15 protein-coding genes are annotated in these 20,740 nt (G+C 53.5%); 10 read left to right on the top strand and 5 right to left on the bottom strand.

The genetic code is table 11. From position 1 onward, the window contains the following. The first annotated feature begins 111 nt into the window (after window positions 1–111). From rpmH to T495_RS15445, 6 genes are all read left to right on the top strand, one after another. The gene (gene rpmH / locus T495_RS0101165) at window positions 112–267 is read left to right on the top strand and encodes a 50S ribosomal protein L34 (protein ID WP_013063965.1); all 156 of its coding nucleotides are present in this window, start codon (window positions 112–114) and stop codon (window positions 265–267) included. A 106-nt stretch (window positions 268–373) separates the two neighbouring features. Then, a complete protein-coding gene (locus T495_RS0101160; RefSeq protein ID WP_033147319.1) occupies window positions 374–1,024 on the top strand; it encodes a PASTA domain-containing protein in 651 nt (216 codons plus the stop codon). Beyond that, entirely contained in the window at window positions 1,021–2,076 is a 1,056-nt protein-coding gene (locus T495_RS0101155; protein ID WP_028904061.1) for an RluA family pseudouridine synthase, read from the top strand. The genes T495_RS0101160 and T495_RS0101155 overlap by 4 nt, the downstream gene beginning before the upstream one ends. Window positions 2,077–2,082: 6 nt before the next feature. Next, on the top strand, window positions 2,083–3,075 hold the full coding sequence (locus T495_RS0101150) for a D-alanine--D-alanine ligase (protein ID WP_028904060.1): 993 nt from the start codon (window positions 2,083–2,085) through the stop codon (window positions 3,073–3,075). Between the two features lie 3 nt (window positions 3,076–3,078). After that, window positions 3,079–4,224, top strand: a complete 1,146-nt coding sequence (locus T495_RS0101145; RefSeq protein WP_033147318.1) for an acyltransferase — start codon at window positions 3,079–3,081, stop codon at window positions 4,222–4,224. A 92-nt stretch (window positions 4,225–4,316) separates the two neighbouring features. Next, on the top strand, window positions 4,317–4,952 hold the full coding sequence (locus T495_RS15445) for a NigD-like C-terminal domain-containing protein (RefSeq protein WP_197020317.1): 636 nt from the start codon (window positions 4,317–4,319) through the stop codon (window positions 4,950–4,952). A gap of 4 nt (window positions 4,953–4,956) precedes the next feature. Here the strand turns inward: T495_RS15445 and T495_RS14885 are convergent, their stop codons facing one another. Continuing rightward, window positions 4,957–7,218 carry a TIM-barrel domain-containing protein gene (locus T495_RS14885; RefSeq protein WP_155993378.1) on the bottom strand — a complete coding sequence of 754 codons (2,262 nt, stop codon included), beginning with the start codon at window positions 7,216–7,218 and terminating at the stop codon, window positions 4,957–4,959. Window positions 7,219–7,401: 183 nt separating this feature from the next. Here T495_RS14885 and galA point away from each other — a divergent pair, with 183 nt between their 5' ends. Next, the gene (gene galA / locus T495_RS0101130; RefSeq protein ID WP_051651793.1) at window positions 7,402–9,840 is read left to right on the top strand and encodes a beta-galactosidase GalA; all 2,439 of its coding nucleotides are present in this window, start codon (window positions 7,402–7,404) and stop codon (window positions 9,838–9,840) included. Window positions 9,841–9,885: 45 nt separating this feature from the next. On the opposite strand, the gene T495_RS0101125 is transcribed toward galA, so the two are convergent. Beyond that, entirely contained in the window at window positions 9,886–12,243 is a 2,358-nt protein-coding gene (locus T495_RS0101125) for a glycoside hydrolase family 9 protein (RefSeq protein ID WP_028904057.1), read from the bottom strand. Between the two features lie 27 nt (window positions 12,244–12,270). After that, complete coding sequence (locus T495_RS0101120; protein WP_028904056.1) at window positions 12,271–13,299, bottom strand: low specificity L-threonine aldolase; 1,029 nt, start codon at window positions 13,297–13,299, stop codon at window positions 12,271–12,273. 147 nt (window positions 13,300–13,446) lie between these two features. On the opposite strand from T495_RS0101120, the gene axeA1 reads away from it, so the two are divergent. The 3 genes from axeA1 to T495_RS0101105 all read left to right on the top strand — a co-directional run bounded on the left by axeA1 (window position 13,447) and on the right by T495_RS0101105 (window position 17,543). Then, window positions 13,447–14,889 carry an acetylxylan esterase AxeA1 gene (gene axeA1, locus T495_RS0101115; protein WP_033147317.1) on the top strand — a complete coding sequence of 481 codons (1,443 nt, stop codon included), beginning with the start codon at window positions 13,447–13,449 and terminating at the stop codon, window positions 14,887–14,889. Window positions 14,890–15,113: 224 nt separating this feature from the next. Continuing rightward, a complete protein-coding gene (locus T495_RS0101110; RefSeq protein ID WP_033147316.1) occupies window positions 15,114–15,329 on the top strand; it encodes a helix-turn-helix domain-containing protein in 216 nt (71 codons plus the stop codon). 126 nt (window positions 15,330–15,455) lie between these two features. Further along, window positions 15,456–17,543 carry a hypothetical protein gene (locus T495_RS0101105; protein ID WP_033147315.1) on the top strand — a complete coding sequence of 696 codons (2,088 nt, stop codon included), beginning with the start codon at window positions 15,456–15,458 and terminating at the stop codon, window positions 17,541–17,543. Between the two features lie 83 nt (window positions 17,544–17,626). Here the strand turns inward: T495_RS0101105 and T495_RS0101100 are convergent, their stop codons facing one another. After that, window positions 17,627–19,603 (bottom strand): sensor histidine kinase KdpD, encoded by a 1,977-nt coding sequence (locus tag T495_RS0101100; protein ID WP_033147314.1) that lies wholly within the window; start codon window positions 19,601–19,603, stop codon window positions 17,627–17,629. Window positions 19,604–19,769: 166 nt separating this feature from the next. Continuing rightward, a complete protein-coding gene (locus tag T495_RS0101095; RefSeq protein WP_028904052.1) occupies window positions 19,770–20,735 on the bottom strand; it encodes an acetylornithine carbamoyltransferase in 966 nt (321 codons plus the stop codon). Window positions 20,736–20,740: the final 5 nt, after the last annotated feature.

The raw sequence follows: 20,740 nt of genomic DNA, 5'->3' as shown, positions 1-20,740 counted from the left end.
ACATAAAAAGTTTAGCTAAAAATCGTATAAAATTTGCGTAATTCAAAAGAAATGAGTACTTTTGCACCCCAAATCGGTAAATAAATAACAAAATTAAATAAGTATATCACAATGAAGAGAACATTTCAGCCACACAATCGCCGTCGCGTAAACAAGCACGGCTTCCGTGAGAGAATGGCCACCAAGAACGGTCGTCGAGTACTGGCTGCTCGTCGTGCTAAGGGCCGCAAGAAGTTGACAGTTTCTGACGAGAATCACGGAAAGTAATCCGTAGGGAACTTAAGAAATGAGTTAAAATAGAAAGAAGTAGAGTAAAATCTTTGCTTCTTTCTGTTTTTTTATATAACTTTGCAACCTAATTAGTAAAGTTAAAATGAAAGCAAAGGAATTCTTTGGCAAATTCTGTAGCAAGTTCTTGATTTGGAACTTGATGGCGATGATACTGGTTGTCTTCGCTCTGCTGGTTGGCGTGAACTACGGGCTCGATTGGTATACCCATCATGGAGAGGTTATCCGGGTGCCGAATGTTGAAGGCATGCGTATCACCAAGGCACGTGAGCTTTTAGAGGAGAACGGGCTTATTGTTGTTGTAACCGACTCGGGTTATAACAAGCGTCTGCCAGCCGATTGCGTGTTGACGCAGAGTCCGGGAGCAGGACTGACGGTCAAGGGTGGGCATACGATATATGTTACCATCAATTCTTCTAACTCACCATCTGTGGCTATCCCTGATGTGGTTGATAACTGTAGCTATCGCGAGGCAGAGGCAAAACTGATATCGTTGGGATTCAAGGTGCAGTCGCCACAGTATGTAAGTGGTGAGAAGGATTGGGTATATGGCGTGCTGTGCAATGGCCGCAGAGTGTCGGCAGGTGAGCGCGTCTCTATTGAGCAGCCTTTGATACTGCAGATAGGCAGTGGACAGTATGGTGCCGATGAGGAACTGAATGTTATCGGTTCTGAGGAGCAGATGCCTCAGAGCGGTGGTGACGATGTGGATGAATTTGTAGAGGTAAAGGAATGACAAACGAGCTAACCGATTTCGAAGACCAGGAGCAAGAGCAGGAAGATCTGCTTTACGAGCATTTCCGCATGGAAGTGGATAAGGGACAGGTACCTATACGTATCGATAAGTATCTGGCTGAGCACCAGCCACATTCCAGTCGTAATCGTATCCAGAAGGCTGCCGATGCTGGGTTTATCCATGTGAATGATAAACCGGTCAAGAGTAATTATAAGGTTCGTCCGGGTGATATCGTTACCCTGATGCTCGATCGCCCGCATTATGATACCACCATCGAACCCGAGGATATCCCCTTGGAGGTGGTCTATGAAGACGCCGACCTGATGGTCATCAACAAACCGGCAGGCATGGTGGTTCATCCGGGATGCGGCAACTTCAATGGTACCTTGGTCAATGCTATCGCCTGGCATTTGAAGGATCTGGCCAGCTATGATCCCAATGATCCTGAAGTGGGACTGGTGCATCGTATCGATAAGGATACCAGTGGCTTGCTGGTAGTAGCCAAGACCCCCGATGCCAAGACCTCGCTTGGCAAGCAGTTCTTTAACAAGACCACTCATCGCAGTTATAACGCTTTGGTGTGGGGAAACTTCGTTGAGGATGAGGGCAGGATTGAGGGCAATATTGGTCGCGATCCCAAGGACCGGTTGCGCATGGAGGTGTTTCCGCCTGATTCCGAGATTGGCAAGTCGGCGGTTACTCACTATCGTGTGATGGAACGCTATGGCTATGTCACCTTAGTGGAGTGTATCCTTGAAACAGGGCGTACCCATCAGATCCGTGCACATATGAAGCATATCGGTCATCCGCTGTTTGCCGACGAGCGTTATGGTGGTACCGAACTGTTGCGAGGCGAGCGTACAGCCAGCTATAAGGCTTACATCCAGAATTGCTTCAAACTCTGTCCGCGTCAGGTGTTGCATGCCAAGACCCTTGGTTTTGTGCATCCTACAACCGGTAAGCAGATGGACTTTACGTCAGAATGGCCGGCTGATATGGCGGCTCTGATTGATAAATGGCGAAATTATATAAAGTTTAAAGATACAGAATAATACACAATGGAGAATTTAAAGAGAACGATTGCTATCGTTTGTGGTGGCGATTCATCAGAACATGACGTTTCTCTGCGCTCGGCACAGGGACTTTACTCCTTCTTTGACAAGGAGCGCTACGATGTCTATATTGTAGACATCAAGGGGCAGGACTGGCATGTAGAACTGCCAGACGGAACAACAGCTAAGATTGACCGCAACGATTTTTCGTTCATGGAAAACGGCGAAGCCAAGGTCTTCGACTATGCTTATATCACCATTCATGGTACCCCAGGCGAGAACGGTCTGCTGCAGGGTTACTTCGATCTGATCGGTCTGCCTTATAGCACCAGCGGCGTGTTGGTCGAGGCCATGACGTTTGATAAGTTCATACTGAACCAGTATCTGCGTGGCTACGGTGTAAAGGTGGCCGACTCGCTGCTCATCCGTAAGGGCTACGAGGAGCTGGTGAACGACGATGAGATTGAGGAGCGCATCGGTATGCCTTGCTTCGTGAAGCCTGCTGCCGACGGTTCGTCGTTCGGTGTGTCGAAGGTCAAGAACAAGGATATGCTGGCTCCTGCCATCCGTAAGGCTATGCTCGAGAGCCCTGAGATTATGGTTGAGAGTTTCCTGGAGGGAACCGAGATCTCTATCGGTGTTTACAAGACTAAGGAGAAGTCGGTCGTGCTGCCAGCTACCGAGGTGGTGACTACCAACGAGTTCTTTGACTATGATGCCAAGTACAACGGACAGGTACAGGAGATTACACCTGCTCGTCTGCCCGAGGATGTCACAGAGCGTGTTCGTCAGATCACCTCGCATATCTATGATATCCTGCACTGCAATGGTATCATCCGTATCGACTATATCATCTCTAAGGATGGTAATATCTCTATGCTTGAGGTGAATACCACACCAGGTATGACAGCTACCAGCTTCATCCCTCAGCAGGTGCGTGCAGCTGGTCTGTCGATGACTGATGTGTTGACAGAGATTGTAGAGAATCAGTTTGCATAACATATGAGAGAAGAGTTCGATGAAATCCGACCGTACGAGGCGGAAGAGATGAAACAGGCCTTCGACGACTTGCTCAACGACAGGCAGTTTAATATCGTGATGAAGGGCTTTGCCCCTTGGTTGCCTAAATCGTTGCGTAATGGCTTGTTGCGCCTGGCTTTCATGGGTATCAAGACCCCGCTCGATTTCCAGAAGCGTTTCATGAAGCCGGTGGTTCAGTACATCATGCGCAGACATACCGACGGTTGCTCGTTCTTGGATTCCTCGATAGCTTCTTATGATAAGAGTCAGCGTTACACATTCGTGTCGAATCACCGTGATATTGTGCTCGATTCGGCGTTCCTCGATGTGTTGCTGGTTGAGGCAGGTTATCCCACTACCGTCGAGATTGGTATTGGCGATAATCTGCTTATCTATCCTTGGATCAAGCGCCTGGTGCGCATGAACAAGGCCTTTACCGTGCGTCGTGGGTTGTCGCTCCGTGAAACGTTGGCTGCCTCGCAGCTGATGAGCCGCTATATCCATTATGCTGTGACCGGAAAGAGGGAGAATATCTGGATTGCGCAGCGTGAGGGACGTGCTAAGGACTCGAGCGATCATACGCAGGATGCCGTACTGAAGATGCTGGCGATGGGCGGCGACTTGAAGGAGCTGAATATCGTGCCACTCACCATCAGCTATGAGTTCGATCCGTGCGACTATCTGAAGGCGCAGGAGTTCCAGCAGAAACGTGATAACCCTGCCTTCAAGAAGAGTCGTCAGGATGATCTCGACAATATGAAAACAGGCATCTTTGGCTATAAAGGGCGCGTGACTTATCGCCCTGCCGCTCCTATCAACACCTGGATCGACCAACTCTCGGAGTTGCCCAAGACAGAGTGGTTCAAGGCGCTGGCTGAACGCATGGACCGCGAGATACATCGTGGCTACGAGCTCTATCCTTGCAATTATATTGCCCTCGATGAACTGAATGGCGACCATGCTTATGCTGCCCATTACACCGAGGCCGACAAACAGCGGTTCGAGCACTATCTGGCTGGTCAGATGGCGAAGATCCAGCTGCCCAACAAGGACGAGGCGTTCCTGCGTGAGCGCATGTTGACAATGTATGCCAACCCGGTACGAAACAAATTAAAGGTAGAAGGGTAAAAAAGTAAAGAGGTAGAATGATGAGCGTGAATGGTCAATATGTAAAGTCGCATGCTTGCCTGGGTAAAATGACGTCTTGCCTTTTTACCTTATTGCTTTTTTACTTGCTCACCTCGTGTACGCAGGATGCCTACGAGAAAGGTGAGGGAAAGTATTCCCTGATGCGTGGCGATTTTGCTGAGGCTACCGTTAACAGTAGCAAACAGGTGACGACGATAGTGACCGACGATGGCGATGAACTGCCATTGACTACGCCCTATACCGGCAAGTGGATCACTAAGGCTGATACCATCTATCGCTGTATGCTTTATTATAATAAGGTGGACAACACGGCTGAGGTGCTCTCCATGGGACAGGTGCCATGCCCCGCTGTGCTGCCTTTGGAAAAGCTCAAGAAACCCCTGGTCACTGATCCGGTGAAGTTCGTGAGTTCGTGGATGAGCAAGACCGGCAAATATCTTAATCTCAGTATTCTGCTGATGACAGGTACTACCGATGATACGTCGGCTGTTCAGAATCTGGCTATTGTCAGCGATACGCTGATCATCCATCCCGATCATCAGCAGATACGCCACTTGATTTTGTATCATGACCAGAGTGATGTGCCTCAGTATTACTCTACGCAGGTGTATCTGAGTATTCCTGTAGAAAAAATTGATGCTGACTCCGTTAGAATCAGCATCAACACGTACGACGGTGAGAGGATTATCAAGCACCGTTGTAAGTAATCCCTTATTTGGCTTTATATTCGCGTTGCTCTACGGCATTCCAGTCTATCTGGTCTGTACGCTGGGCCAGTGGGGCGTGTGGTATCACGCTACCATCCTTCACCAGTATGATACAGGGTATCTTACCGGCTTCTATGGTCTGGTAGCCACCCTCGTATACCTTGCCTGTCTGGTAGTCTATCCATTTGCCTTTGGGCAGATAAACGCTACGGCTGTTACCGCTTTCCAACAGTGGGGCAACCAGCATCTTCGAGCCGAACATGTATTCATCCTCTACATACCAGGCGCCTGGATCGTTGGGGAACTCTACCAGCAGCGCACGTACCATCGGCAATCCTAATTTCGAACACTCCTTGGCCTGTTCCCATACGTATGGCATCAGCTTGTATTTCATCTCAGCACACTCGCGGAAGGCATCGGTAAACGACTCTGAGATGAGCCATGGCTCTGTGGGAGGAGCACCGTGGGCACGGGTATGGCTGCTCAGAAAACCGAATGGCAGCCAACGGCGATAGATATCCTCGGGCGAGGCGGTGACGAAACCACCCATGTCATGACTCCAGAAGGAGAACCCGCTCAAACCAAAGCTCAGACCGCCTCTCAGATCGCCCAGCATGCCGGTGTTGGTGGTAGCGGCATCGCCGCCCCAGTGCAGGGCATAACGCTGACTGCCTGCCCATGCCGAGCGTGCCCAGATGATGCCTTCGCCCGGATGATTGCGCTCCACAACCTCCCACAGAGCCTTGTTATAGCGCAGTGGATACAGGTTGTGCTCGTACAGTCCGCCCTTGCCGCTATGGTAGAATCCGTTGTAGGGCGCAGCCTCACCGAAATCGCATTTGATGGTCGATACGCCTTGTTTCAGCAGTCCTTCTATCTTCTGCTGATACCAGCCTACGGTCTCAGGATTCGAGAAGTCGAGGATGGCATCCTCAACAGGCATGCCGCCGGTAGCGTTCCTCACGTGCATCCCCTTGTCAATGATCTCGTTGAAGAACCGGTTCTTCGGGGTGAAGTAGGGGAGTTGCCATAGGCAGGTGTGGAAACCGTCCTTAGCCAATTGCTTCAGCATCTTTACAGGGTTCTCAAAGCGGTCCTTGGCAAACTGGTAGTCGCACTGCCAGTCAACACCGAACCAGCCGGTATCAAAGTGGATCACATCGGCAGGAATCCGATGGGCTCTCAGCTGTCGGGCTATCTCCAGTCCCTCCTTCTGCGAGAAGTAGGTGATGCGGCTCATCCAGGTGCCGAAGCTCCACAGCGGTGGCAGCGGCGACTTGCCGGTAATTTCGGTATATTCATACAGGATATCCTTGGGCTCGCCGAAGAATACGAAGAAGTCCATCTGCTCGTCGGCCATGAACAGACGGTCGGCTCCGATATACGAGGCGCCGAAGTCGCAGGTCACCGGGGCCGAGGTATGCATGAAGATACCGTAGCCACGATTCGAGAAGAAGAACGGCACGGGCTTGTATTGGCCGTCGGTCTCAGGTCCCTGTGGATCGGTCACACTCAGATGCACCTTCTGTCCCACCTTGTTCAGCGAGGTAAACGACTCGCCGCAACCATAGATACGCTCGCCTGGTGCCAGTGTCAGCACGGGGTTGATGCTGCGGCTGTTGTCACTGCCGCGCTTGATAAATGAGAAAGGCTGCAGCTTTACCTGCGAGGAGTCGTTGTCGATAATGTGTCGTGTCTGTGTCAGCACCTTGCCGTTGGCATCTTTGATCACCAGTCGCCAGGGATACTTCCTGATCTCTATGCTGCCATAGTCGGAGCGGTAGGTGATGGCATCGGCCGATGTGGTGGTCTTCCACATGGCTCCCTTGGCCTTGCTCTTGAATCCGTCGCAGAACATCACGTCGCTCTGGTCGGCGTCCTTGGGTTCTACGGGCGTGGTCAACATGCGAATGCGCGCTGTTCTTGGGCTGATGAACTCAATCTTGAGTTTCAGGTTAGGATCATTGTCGTATGCTGCATCGGGGAAATCCAACTGCTGCATACGTACCGGCCAGTAGCCGTTCAGGTTGAATGCCTGTCGGGGCGACATCCGGTAGCGCTTCCATTGCACCTGACCTTCACCCTTGGTAGCATCAAAACTGACCAGCGAGTCGGCAAAGAAGTAAGTGTTCGACAGATCGTAGAAGTCTGTCGACATGTCTTTTTGCATACATTGCAGGTACTGTACACCTGCATTTGTTTGAATCTGTGCTGTGGCGTGGTCTATCCCGCAGACGGCACACACCAGGAATAGTAATCGTTTCATGCGTAATATTTATGGATAGTCTTGTTGCAAAGTTAAACATAAAATCCGAATTAGTGTTCTAATTCTTGCAAAAATATCTGATTAATAGCAATTTAGTGTTCAACTCCGACAAAAAATGCAAATAGGGTTTCGTGCTTTTTTCGTAACTTTGTCGCCGAAAACCTAACATCAAGTCCAAAGTATATGAATAAGTTGAGAACAATCTGTGTGATGGCATGCCTCATGGCTGTGTCTGTTTTGAATGCCCAGAGTGTCAGAGAGTCGGTCCTTCTTGCCGATGGTTGGAAGTTTGCATTTGGTCATGCCGCCGATCCTGCTAAGGATTTCGGCTGTGGTACCGAGTATTTCAACTATCTGACGAAAGCCAACTCCCTCCATAACGAGGGCCCGTATAGCACGAAGTTCAACGATGCTGAGTGGCAGGAGGTCAACATCCCCCACGACTGGGTCGCCACGCTGCCCTATGCGCCCAAGGCCAGCCACTCGCATGGCTATAAGACCGTAGGTCATCAGTATCCGGAAACCAGTGTGGGTTGGTACCGCAAGACCATCAGCATCCCTAAGACCGATGAGGGCAAGCGCCTGATGCTGCGTTTCGATGGCATCTTCCGCAACGCACGTGTGTGGTTCAATGGCTTCTATATGGGCACCGAGCCCAGCGGTTATGCCACGCAGGTGTACGACATCACACCTTATATCAAATACGGTGAGGATAATCTGATCTGTGTGCGTGCCGACGCCTCGCTCGAAGAGGGTTGGTTCTACGAGGGTGCCGGCATCTATCGCGACGTGTGGCTGGATAAGTCGGCCCAGGTCAGCGTGGCTCCCTTCGGCACGTTTGTCTATGCCGAACTGCAGCAACCCTACAGCGAGGCTGTTGTACATGTAAAGACTGAGGTGACCAACAGCAGCCTGAAAACCCAGCTATATGAGGTTGAGCAGCGGATATTGGATGCCGAGGGCAGAGAGGTGGCACACGTCAGCGGATTCACGTATCCTTTACTCGCTAAAGAGACACGGACATGCGACCATCGGATAAAGCTATCCAATCCGCATCTCTGGAGTACTACCGACCCCTATCTGTATAAGGTGCAGACAACGGTGAAGGTGGACGACAAGGTAACCGACGTATATGAGACTACAACAGGTTTTCGCGATATCCGGTTTGATGCGCAGCGTGGCTTCCTGCTCAACGGTGAGCCGCTGAAGCTGAAGGGTGTCAACATGCATCAGGACCATGCGGGTGTGGGATCTGCCATCCCCGATGCCCTGCAGGCATGGCGCATCAAGCAGCTGAAAGCCTTCGGCTGCAATGCCTACCGTGCCTCGCATAACCCCATGACGCCCGCTGTGCTCGACATCTGCGACCGCGAGGGTATCCTCGTGATCGATGAGAACCGCCTGATGGGTATCAACGAGGAGCATCTGCGCCTGTTGGAGCGTATGATACGCCGCGACCGTAACCACCCCAGCATCATCCTCTGGAGCGATGGCAACGAGGAGTGGGGACTTGAGAATACCGTCCAGGGCACCCTTGTGGCCGAGGCCATGCGTGAGTACACCCGTCTCTACGACCCTACACGCCCCAGCACGGTGGCTAATGCCGGTGGCGTAGAGCTGATCAAAGGGCTCGACGTGGTAGGCTTCAACTATATCGTGCAGAACGATGTGGATAACCGTAAGCAGGCCAACCCCGACTGGAAGATTGTGGGTACTGAGGAGACCAGTGGCTGCGGCACGCGCGGCTGGTATTTCGATACCGAGGCGAAAGAGCAGAAGGGACACATGGTGAGCCTGAACCGCACCATGGAACAGAACTACGAGAATATCATTGAGCGCGGCTGGAAGTTCTATGCCGAGCGCCCGTGGGCGGCAGGCCTGTTTTACTGGACGGGCTTCGACTATCGTGGCGAGCCTAATCCGCTCAGCTATCCTGCCCACGATTCCGAGTTCGGCATCCTCGACTACTGCGGCTTCCCTAAGGACGAGGCTTACTACCTGCAGGCATGGTGGACCGATCAGCCTGTGCTCCACGTCTTCCCCCACTGGAACCTGCAGGGCCATGAGGGCGAGGAGATTGAGCTATGGGCCTATAGCAACTGCGACGAGGTGGAGCTCGTGGTCAATGGCCGTAAACTGGGCCGACAGACCATGCCTGAGAACGGTCATCTGAAGTGGAAGGCTGTCTATCAGCCAGGCAAGGTGGTGGCCGTCGGCTACAAGAACGGCAAGCGCATCCTCACGCAGACCCTCGCTACCACCAAGCCCGCAGCCCGACTGGTAGCAACTGCCGACCGTGTGAATCTGGCTGCCGACAACCGCGATGTGGCTGTTGTCACCATCGAGGTGCGCGATGCCAAGAACCGCTTGGTGCCCGATGCCTGTCCCATGCTCACGCTTACCTTGCAGGGCGAGGGCCGCATCATAGGCGTAGGCAATGGCGATCCTGCTTATCTGGGTGCCGACCACCCCAAGGAGCGCGACTGCCGCACCTTCCAGATACCGGCTTTCAATGGTCTGGCGCAGGTGCTCATACAGACCACTCATGTGGCGGGCACCATCCAGTTGACATGTGAGGCTGAAGGGCTGACGAACAAACCGTTGATAATCACAACGAAATAAAAGAAAAAGTGGCAAGTCACTGGGCTTGCCACTTTTCTTTTCCGTTTATTTGATGTTGTATAGATAGGCTAACAGTGCCATCTTGCCACGCATGGTCTCACGGGGTGTGAACTCGCCGTTCACCCAGAAGTAACGCTGGTTGAAGTACGACTCCTGTCGGGGCCATCCGCCCTCATTCCAGTCGGGATAGCAGTACTTCAGGATCACACGGGCATCGCCGCCGTTAAAGCCTGGCGACCATGTCTCGGTGCCGTTGAACGGGGTCTGACCGGGATGTGTGCCAGGATCGCCGTCGTTACGTCCGGTCGAATAGATATCAGTGAGATGGCGCTCGCCCAGTCCGGTCATCTCTACGATGTTGCCTGGGTTACGACCTAATGCCCAGCCGGCTTCGGTAAACAGGATGTGCTCCAGCTGCTTGCGCTTGGCCTTATCGGCTATGTAGTGTGCCAGCATCACTAACTGCACGTTCTGCGAGGTCTGCCAGCGACTGTCGTTGGCAGCGCGGCGGCTGGGGCGGTTGGCCACATGACCGTAGTTGTAAGCCTCGGCCTGCGCCATAGTACAGATCTTCAGATTCTGGTAGAGCTCACCATAATGACGGGGCTGTGGACAGGTGAGATAGGCGGCTGCTGCCCAGTACTGACAGAAGGGCACCTGCTTTTTGCTCTCCTCGTGCATCACGCCTACGCCGAAGAACCCGTGGCGGCCCTTGCTGAACAGCTGCGATTGACTGTCCTTGATCATGCTCTCCTCGGCAAATATCTTCTCCCACTGCTCATCGCCGGTCACATTGTAGAGGAAGGCGGCTGCCATCTGACGGAAGTCGCGACCGCGCATCTGCATCGAGCCTACATCCTGCAGCTCGTCCAGTTGCTGGTCCTCCTGTCGCGAAGCAAAGCGGAAGGCCTTGATGGCCTCGTCGGTATAGTACTGGCGCAGACTGTCGTTGCGGTTCAGGCGGAACGCCTCGGCCAGGATGGCGCAGTTGGCGGCATTGGCCCAGGCAGCCATCGTGGTACAGCCGGCCTGGAACATCACGCTCCAGTCGGCACAAGGGTTGGTCACGCCCTGCGAGTAAGCCTCGCCGTCGCGGATTGAGAGGAAGAAGTCCACCTCGTTGCGGGCCTCGTCTATCAGGTCGGGTATGCCGTTGCCGCTCTCGCGGATGCCTAACTGGTCGTCGTTCAGCTTACCGCCCGAGAGGATATAGGGCAGCAGCATGTCGTAGATGTTGCTGACGTGTGCCAGATGGCGGTCCCAGTCGAAGGCATCAGAGTGTCCGCCCTTCACGTCGATATTCACGGGGTTGCCCGGCAGACGGTGCTGCCAGAATATCGACTCCTTCAGCTGCTTGAAGTGCGGCTCGTCCCACACGTCGGTGTGCAGCTCGCGCCAGCCTTTGCTCCAGGGGTGGAAGTCGGTCTTATATACGGTGAAGCCCTTCGGGTCGGTCTCGGGGATGAACTGTGGCTGACGGGGAGCGGGGAACACCTTCTTGGTGTCGATAGGCTCGCCCAAGCGCATGTAGTAATAGCCGCGAACCGAGTAGCGGTAGGGCTCGTAGTAGATGTCGTTCTTTACCTCGAAGTCCATGCTGCAGCCCACATCCTCAACTACCAGACGGTAGCAGCCGGGCTTGCTGGCGCTGAAGTCGATGTTCCACACGTCGGTGCCGATGAGGCTCTTGCCGCCGGCTTCGTTGGCCGATGCCGAGGCTGGCTGCCAGAACTTCACGGTGCCCACCTTCTGTTTCTTCTTGGTGCTTACGTTGTACAGCCATACGCCCTTGCCCTCAAGTGCCTTGTAGTCGCGCTGTCCGCCATCGCCTAACCACTGATACAGGTCGGCGGCGTGCTTGCTCTCTGATGGCGAGTAGCCGATGATGTTCACATGGACCGCTTCCGACATGCTGTTCCAGATGTCGAAACGGATGGTGGCCTCGTGGGTCTCGGTGCCGATACCGGTAGGGATGGCCACCTTGTAGGTGCAGCCCTGCTTCATCGACTTGGGCAGCTGGATAAACAGCCAGTGGTCGAGCTCGGCTTTCAGGGTGTTGTCGAAGTTCATGGGTTTCGACTTGCGCCATACGGCCAGCGGCTGTGCCTTGCCGAAGGTCTTGTCGTCGGTCGAACTGATCAGCCATAGTCCCGCTTTCTGCGCTTCGGCAGCCTTCAGTTTCTCGCCGAACACGAGCAGTGTGTCGTCACCCTCGGCAAACGAGTGGCCTAAGTAGGCGCTCTGACCTGTCCCGCTGTCGCGGTAGTGCACCTCGCCGTCGCGGAAGTGCAGCATCAGATAGTCCTTGTCAATCACTTTGATGCCCATGAACTTGGTGGCATTCATTGGGGTTGCTGTCATCAGCAACATGCCTGTGAGCAGGGTTGAAAATAGTTTTTTCATCGTTTTTAGTTTGATATTTATTGGAGTTCAGTCTAATATTCGTTCCAGTTCGTCCAGTTCAGCTTCGGTAGTGGCCCAGCTGGTCACGAAGCGGCAGATGGTGTGGTGCTTGTCGGCCTGCCCGAAGTGGGTGAAGCGCATCTTCTGGCCGAGCTTCTCTACCTGCTCGTTGTCGATGATCACAAACTGCTGGTTGGTGGGCGAGTCGACATAGAACTCGAAGCCCTTGCGGATGAATATCTGCTTCATGCGCATGGCCATCTTGATGGCGTGCTCCGAGAGCTTGAAGTACAGGTCGTCGGTAAACAGCGCATCGAACTGCAGACCGTTGAGCGCCCCCTTGGCAATCACGGCGCCGTGCTGCTTTTGGATAGAGAAGAAGTGCTTGTGGGCGTTCTGATGGGTGAACACCACCGCCTCGCCGCACAGGGCGCCTATCTTTGTGCCGCCGATATAGAATACATCGCAGTGGCGTGCCAGGTAGGGCAGACTGATATCGTTGCCCTCGGCCATTAGTCCGTAGCCCAGACGGGCACCGTCGATATACAGTGGTATCTCGTAGTGCTGGCACACCTGATAGATGTCGTCGAGCTCTCTGGCGGTGTAGAGCGTGCCTAACTCCGTGGGGAAGGTGATATACACCAGTCCAGGGTGTACGGCGTGGTCCTTGTTGCCGTCGTGCATATAGTCGTCGAGATACTTGTCGAGTGTCTTGGCCTCCATCTTACCGTTGTTATCGGCAATGGTGATGATCTTATGCTCTGTAAACTCCACGGCGCCCGCCTCGTGCACGTTGATATGTCCGCTGCCCACACAGATCACGCCCTCGTACTGATACAGCATTGAGTCGATGGTGGTGGCGTTGGTCTGGGTGCCGCCTGTCAGGAAGAATATCTGGGCGTCGGGCAGTCCGCAAGCCACGCGGATACGCTCCTTGGCGCGCTCGCTGAACTCGTCGAAACCGTAGGGTGTGGGTTTGGCGTCGTTGTATCTGATGAGGTTCTCCAGCACTTTTGGATGTGCCCCGTTGTTATAATCACATTCGAATGAAATCATATGCTTATTAGTTATTTGTCATTTTGGATGCAAATTTACATAAAGTTTTGCGATTTATTTGCAAACTTCACACGAAATGTGTATATTTGCACGCAAATTAATCAATATTGTATAAATATGATCCTTCTAACAATAACAAATTGAACTATGAACAGAAAACTATTCCTCTTTGGTCTGCTGGCCTTTGCGATGACCATGCAGGCACAGACCGCTAAGAAGTTTACGTTGAACCTGACTGCCGACGGTAAGGCGCAGATGGTGTGTTTCCTGCCCGAGGCACCTTCGGGCCGTGCTATCGTGGGTGTGCCCGGTGGTGGCTACTCCATGCTGTCGAATACCCACGAGGGTACATTAGCTGCCGACTGGATGAACCGCCAGGGCATTGCCTATTTCGTGGTGAACTACCGCCTGCCCAATGGCGACCGCTCTATCCCCATCAGCGATGTAGAGCAGGGCTTCCGCACCGTGCGCGATTCGGCCCGGGTGTGGGGCGTCAATCCTAACGATGTGGGTATCATGGGCTTCTCGGCAGGCGGCCATCTCTCGTCGGTCATCTCTACCATGTCGCCTTTCGAGGTGCGTCCTAACTTCTCGATTCTTTTCTACCCCGTCATCTCGATGGATGAGCGCATCTCCCACAAGTGGTCGTGCATCAACTTCCTGGGCGAGGAGGGACATAAGGACCCCAAACTGGTAGGTCAGTACTCCACCCAGAATGCCGTGCGCAGCCACCTCACACCGCCAGCCTGCATCATCAGTGCTAACGACGACCGCCTGGTGCCTGTTGTCACCAACGGCGTGCAGTACTATTCGGCCATGCGTCGTGCCGGCAACGAGTGCTCCTTGTTCATCTACCCCTCGGGCGATCATGGCTTCGGCTTCGGCCCTTGGTTCAAATACCACGACCAGCTGCTGCAGGACTTAGGCAACTGGCTCAAGTCAATCCCCGCGCCCAAGCAGGATGCCGTGCGCGTGGCTTGTATCGGCAACAGCATCACCGATGGCTTCGGCATCGATATGCGCACCAAGTACGGCTATCCCGCACAGCTGCAGGGCATGCTGGGCGATGGCTACTGGGTGAAGAACTTCGGCGTCAGCTCGCGCACCATGCTCAACAAGGGCGACTTCCCTTATATGAACGAGCTGGCGTGGCGCGATGCTCTGGCTTTCAAGCCCGATGTAGTGGTCATCAAGTTAGGCACCAACGATTCGAAGCCCGAGAACTGGCAGTATGGTGCCGGGTTCAAGGCCGATCTGCAGCAGATGATTCTCACCCTGCGCCCCGATCTGGCTCAGCCCGCCAAGAAGAAGGGCAAGAAGGCCAAGGTCGCTGCCCAGCCTGCCGGTCCTAAGATTCTGCTCTGCACACCCATCCCAGCCTTCAAGCCTACATGGAAGATCAACGATCAGGTGATTACCAACGAGATCATCCCCATCCTGCAGGAGGTGGCACGCCAGTACGGACTACAGGTCATCGACCTCCACACGCTGATGCTCAACGATGGCGATAAGATGGTTGCTGACGGTATCCACCCCAACCAGGAGGGCGCCAAGAAAATGGCCGAGATTATTTCCAAGGCCATCAAGTAATAAAACCTGGTTGCGGGGTGTTGAAACACACTGCAAAGATACTATATGAAACAAGCGAAAACATTTTTTTTAGCCGGTATTTTGCGCAGAATTACAAGAAAGAAACCTCTGAGGTTTCTTGATTCTGGCAGAATCTCGAATAATCGTCAATAATTGATCTTTTAATTGTAACTTTGCCAACCATTTGCAGACAATGGTGTCTGAAAGTAGAAAATGTTTTCAACATGAAAGCTACTAATATCAAGGCCATTCTTCAAAAGAAGAATATGACCGACAGTGATTTAGCAAGGCAGTTAAATGTAACTCGACAGTATGTTAACGCCATCAGTTGCGGACGCGGCAATCCGAGCGTGAATGTGATGGAACGCTTTGCTGCGGCGCTCGATGTGCCATTGAGTGCGCTATTTGATGGTTATCCGTTAGACAAGCTGAAAGTTTAGCAAGCAAATGCCTCGCATCACCACCATGCGAGGCATTATCAAACGTAAAAAACTTGTATAGTTGTTTGGAAGATTGGAAAAAAGTGCGTATATTTGCAGCAAGAATTAAAACCTAAAACAATTTTGATGATGAAAACAATGCGACCTTATTATCTGACACTCGCCCTGATGATGACTGCGGGGATCAGTCTTACATCATGTTTTGAGGACGACAATCCGGTGACGCCCGACATGGCGAACTTTGTACAAACCAGCAAGGATGCAGAGCCTACTACCGACCAGATGAGCGTGTACGTGACTGCCGATGTGCCCACAGCTGTGATTGGCACATTCGAGGAGGGAACGACAGGGGCTGCACTCGTAAAGCGCCTGCCCAAGACCACTGCCAGCATTGATGCCGACACCCGCATGGTGATATTGGCAGGCTCTATGTTCGACAACCTTGGACAAGCGTTAGACCCCGAGGTGATGAAGGCTGCGGTCCGCCTCACCATGAACGGTGGCTACATCTGCATTGCCAATCCCACTACCGAGCAGGCCGGCATGTTTGCGCTGACCTATTTGTTAGCACTGGCCACACAGGAAGAGGAATTCATGCAACAACTGTTTGACCTGACTAACGAACAGGCAGGTGATGCCGCACGCACTTCGCTACGCGTGGAGCGTGCGAAGGCACGTATGGCCACCATGCAGCATGTGGCCAGAACCAGAGCTGCCAGCGAGCTGAGCGATGCCTTTGCCGAGCTGATTATCATGGGCCCCAACGATTACTTCATGCAGGAACCGTTTGAGGAGGAGTTTACCTCGTACGTCAGTGAGAGCGATGGCGATGGTAACACCACTCAGCCCCAGGCCGTGACGAGTCATGTTGAGCGCACAGCCGCCATCAGCGGCACGCTGGCCGACGCAGCTGCACAGTGGCTGAACGACACAGAACAGGAGCAAGAGGCTGCTGCCCGCCGCCCCATCACCCGCGCCGGCGGCAGTGTGAACATCAACGAGCTGATGGATGCCAGCGAGACATTCACCTACAACGGCGATATCTTTTTCCTGGATTCGGACAACTACTCGTATAGGCGCTACAACCGTATCAATATGAAAATCAGTTCGTGGGGCGTGCACAATATGGATACCAACAAGGACTACTACTACCTGAAACAGAACGTCACCCTCAGCATGGGCGATCGCTATGGATCAAAGATATTCTACCCCACACAAGGAGATAACTATTGGTACTCAGCTACCAACTTCGGCGAATATAACCGCTGGTATGGCGCCTTCCTCTCGAAGTACGACACCTCGATGGATCTCACTGGTAGCGGCAGCATACACCTGGAGGCAGCAGCACCCAACACCGACAATAACTCGTCGACCACCACCGTCACCACAGGCTCGTCGTACGCTCAGACGGAGACTGTAGGCATCACATGGGGGTTCAGTGGCGGAGCCAATGCTTCGGGACCTATGGGCAGCTTCAGCGTTGGCGGCAGCTACTCGGTGGGTACCACCACTGGCTCATCGTTCTCGGTGGGCATGGCGCAAACCAACAAGGAGTTGGGCGTAAAGAAGAACACGGCAGGTACAAAGGTATCGTGGACCTATACGGGCGCACTGCCGCAGTATTACGAGAATGTTGGCAGCACCATTTACTACTGTCACCGCTCGCCTGCTGCCATTCTGGTGAACGATGCCGATGTGAGTCAGGAGATATGCTGGTCGGTGGATAATCCATCAGGACAGTACACCGTCAACATCACCTCAGCGCCTCAAACAGCTTCGTTGCTGTATGTATATAAGAAACAAAACGGCTATAAGAATGCCCCACACAAATATGTTTACGACAATGATGGCGGTGCCACCTACACCCATGAGCTGCTGGAGCCTAACCGCGCCATGCAGTCGTGGCGCATGTATGTCACCATCGATGAATGGGTGGCTTCGCCTGTTGTGGGGGCACAGGGCGAGTTGGAGTCGAACATCCGCAACGCCTTCCCCGACCTCTATGCCAGCAACTTCAAGATAGCCGACAAGACGGCTACCAGTCTGAATACCATCGGCTATATCGTCAAGGCATCGAAGGATATCATGGATAATAACGTGGACATCCTGCAGAGCTACGCCAGGTCGTGGGGCATCAGGAAGTTCACTATCCACTGGCGCTGCGACGACCGCAACGTGACAACCCGCGAGGGATTCACCGTGATAGCCGACTGATTCATTTTGGCTAACTACAAGTGGCGGATTTGAATCCCGAGTAAAGAAAGGAGGAATCTGAACAAACCCGCCGAGGCATCTATCTACAATCCGCTCACCACGAAACGGGCGCCCTGGCTGTAGGTGGTGTCGATGGTCAGGGTGTAGCCCATAGAGACGGCCAGACTGCGTGCCAGTGGCAATCCAATACCTAAGCTGTGCTCATCGGGTGACAGGCGTACGAAAGGTACGAAGATACGCTCTACATCCTCGACAGAGATAGGCATGCCCTCGTTGCTTACAGCTATCGAATAGGTGCCATTGGCCTCGGCGTGGCAACTCAGGATCAGCGAATTGCCAACGGCATACTTCACCACATTGTCGAGCAGGCAGTTCATCAGCTCCTGCAGGAGGGTGTTGGTGCGGATGGTCACCTCGTCGGCTACATCCGTCATGAACTCGATGGCCTTCGGCTTGGTGCGGAAGTGCAGGTCGTAGCTGTTCAGGATGGTGCGTACCATCTCGTTCAGCCCAATCTCATAGTTCTTGGCAACGGGCATGTTATCGCCATAGAGGCTGAACAGCAGCAGCTTGCGGGTAGAGGTGGCCACCAGATAGGCATTGCGGCCCACTTCCTCGCGCATTTTCATATACTCGTCGTGTGGTATCTGCCCATCAGCGTCGATGATGACCTCGGCCGAACCGATCAGTGTTACCAATGGTGAGCGGAGGGCATCCTGGCAGATGCGTTTCTCTTCTTCGGTAATGCCGGAGTCGCCCAAGGCAAACGAGTCGAGCACGGGATCCATCAGCGATTCGATGCTGTGGGCTGCGGCTACAATGTCGCTGTAGCGCTTGCTACGCTCCTCGGGCTTCAGCCTGAACTCAGGATCGTTGAAGATACGGGCGTAGTTCAGCAGCACGTTGATAGGCGACTGGAGCTTGTTCTGGATGGCGGTGACGAAGGCGCGGCGGATGGCCTGACCGGCCTCGGTGCTACGGCGTGCCTCCTGCAGCTGCAGGAACTGCTCCTTCAGTTTCAGGTTCTTGAAGTAGCGGTATATCAGTACTGCTATCAGCAGGGCGATGATGACGGCTGCCATCAATCCCAGGCTCATCAGCTGTTTGCGGCGCAGTTCGGCCTTCTCCTGTTCGGCCGTCAGCAGGTCGATGTCGTGGGTCACTTCCATCAGGTATTCTTCCAGCACCTCACGGTTGTCGTTCTGTTCCAGACTGTCTTTCAGTTCGGCTGCACGGAAGGCCCGTTGCCAGTCGCCCATCTTCTCATAGATGTCGAGTCGCAGCTCGTTGGCCATCTGTGGCACACTGACAGAGTCGCACCATGCCAGTGCCTGCTTGTAGTCGTTGAGCATCAGGTAGTGGCATACCATTACCTGCTGCAGGTTGGCGGCGTTAAAGCCAGCAGGGTTATTATGACGGATGCTGTCGTAGCGTGCAAAATAGCGGTTGAACGCCGGACGGTCGCCCAGTCGGCTGGCAATGATACACCGGTAGCCCAGTACACCACTGTCGTAGATGGGGTTTTCAAGCATCTGTTTCGGCAGACTGTCGAGACAGGCCATCGCCTCGACGGGGCGCTTGAAGCTGAGCACCTGCGACAGTGACAGGTAGCAGTTGAATACGGATACGGGCTCCTTTTCGGCATCAACACCTTTCAGGGCACGACGGAAGTAGGTCTCGCCCATCTCTGGCTGGTTCCGGCCGCTGAAGAAGAACCCCAGGCACATGTTGGATATGTAGAGGTATTTTTCCTGATGGCGTTGGCGCACATCGTCGGTGAGACGGTGAATCTGGGTGAAGGCGCGGTGGAAGTGCTTGTTGTTCACATCGTAGATCACACGGGTCATCCATACACGGTAGTACTTATCCCACGCCTGGTGGCGCATCTGGTAGTCGAGCATGGTCTGGTGGGCATCGTAGAAAGCAGAGTCGTCACCGCTGACTTGTGCCGCCTGTAGGCGCTGCGCCAACTCCTGTTCTATCTCGTTTGCGTAAATACTTCCCTTGCCTGTGATGGTTAGGGTAATGATTAAAAGTAATAGGTATAGATACTGTTTCATGTTGTGATTAGGTAATTGATGGCGCAAAGATACGAAAAAAATCGGAGATGCCGTACGGATTGCTCCTTTTTTTTACAATCAATTCTAAGATGTTATTAAAAGTCAATGCCTCCCGTCGTCACAACGGGAGGCACTGCTGAAATTCTTTGGTTGTTTGCTTTGTTGCTTACAGGGCTTCGAGCATACGTTTGATGACTACCGAGCACGAGATCTCGCGGTTGGCAGCCTCGGGGATGACCAGACTGTTGGGGCTCTCGATGACGTCGTCGGTCACAATCAGGTTGCGGCGAACGGGCAGACAGTGCATGAACTTACCGTTGTTGGTCCATGACATGTGCTCGGTATCGACAGTCCACGAGCGGTCGGTGCAGGTAATCTTACCGTAGTCGGCAGGATTGGTGACACCGGGGTTACTCCAGTTCTTGGCGTAGATGAAGTCGGCACCCTCGAAGGCTTTCTTCTGGTCGTACTCCACACGGGCGTTACCTACGAACTTTGGATCGAGTTCGTAGCCCTCGGGGTGGGTGATGACCAAATCGACATCGGGCGCGGCGTCCATCCACTGGGCAAACGAGTTGGGCACAGCCTGAGGCAATGCGCGGCAGTGAGGGGCCCAGGTGAGCACTACCTTGGGGCGCTCAACCACCTTGTGCTCCTCGATGGTGATGAGGTCGGCAAAGGCTTGCAGGGGGTGAACGGTGGCTGTCTCCATGGCGAAGACGGGGCGGCCAGAGTACTTGATGAACTGCTGCAGCACGGTCTCGGCATAGTCGTACTCACGGTCGGAGAGTCCGGCAAACGAGCGCACGCCGATCAGGTCGCAGTAGCAACCCATCACGGGGATAGCCTCGAGCAGGTGCTCGCTCTTGTCGCCATCCATAATCACGCCACGCTCGGTTTCCAGCTTCCAGGCACCGGCATTCACATCGAGCACGATGACATTCATGCCCAGGTTCATGGCGGCCTTCTGGGTGCTGAGGCGCGTGCGGAGCGAGTTATTGAAGAAGATCATCATGAGGGTCTTGTTCTTACCCAGATGCTGATACTTGTAACGGTCGTTCTTAATCTCAAATGCTTCGGCCATCGCCTTATCCAATGGACCGAGGTCTTCAACGTTGATAAAACTTTTCATATGCT

It is taken from the genome of Prevotella sp. P6B1 (genome assembly GCF_000702825.1).
Classification (GTDB): Bacteria; Bacteroidota; Bacteroidia; order Bacteroidales; family Bacteroidaceae; genus Prevotella.
This window is presented reverse-complemented; position numbering and strand designations above follow the sequence as displayed.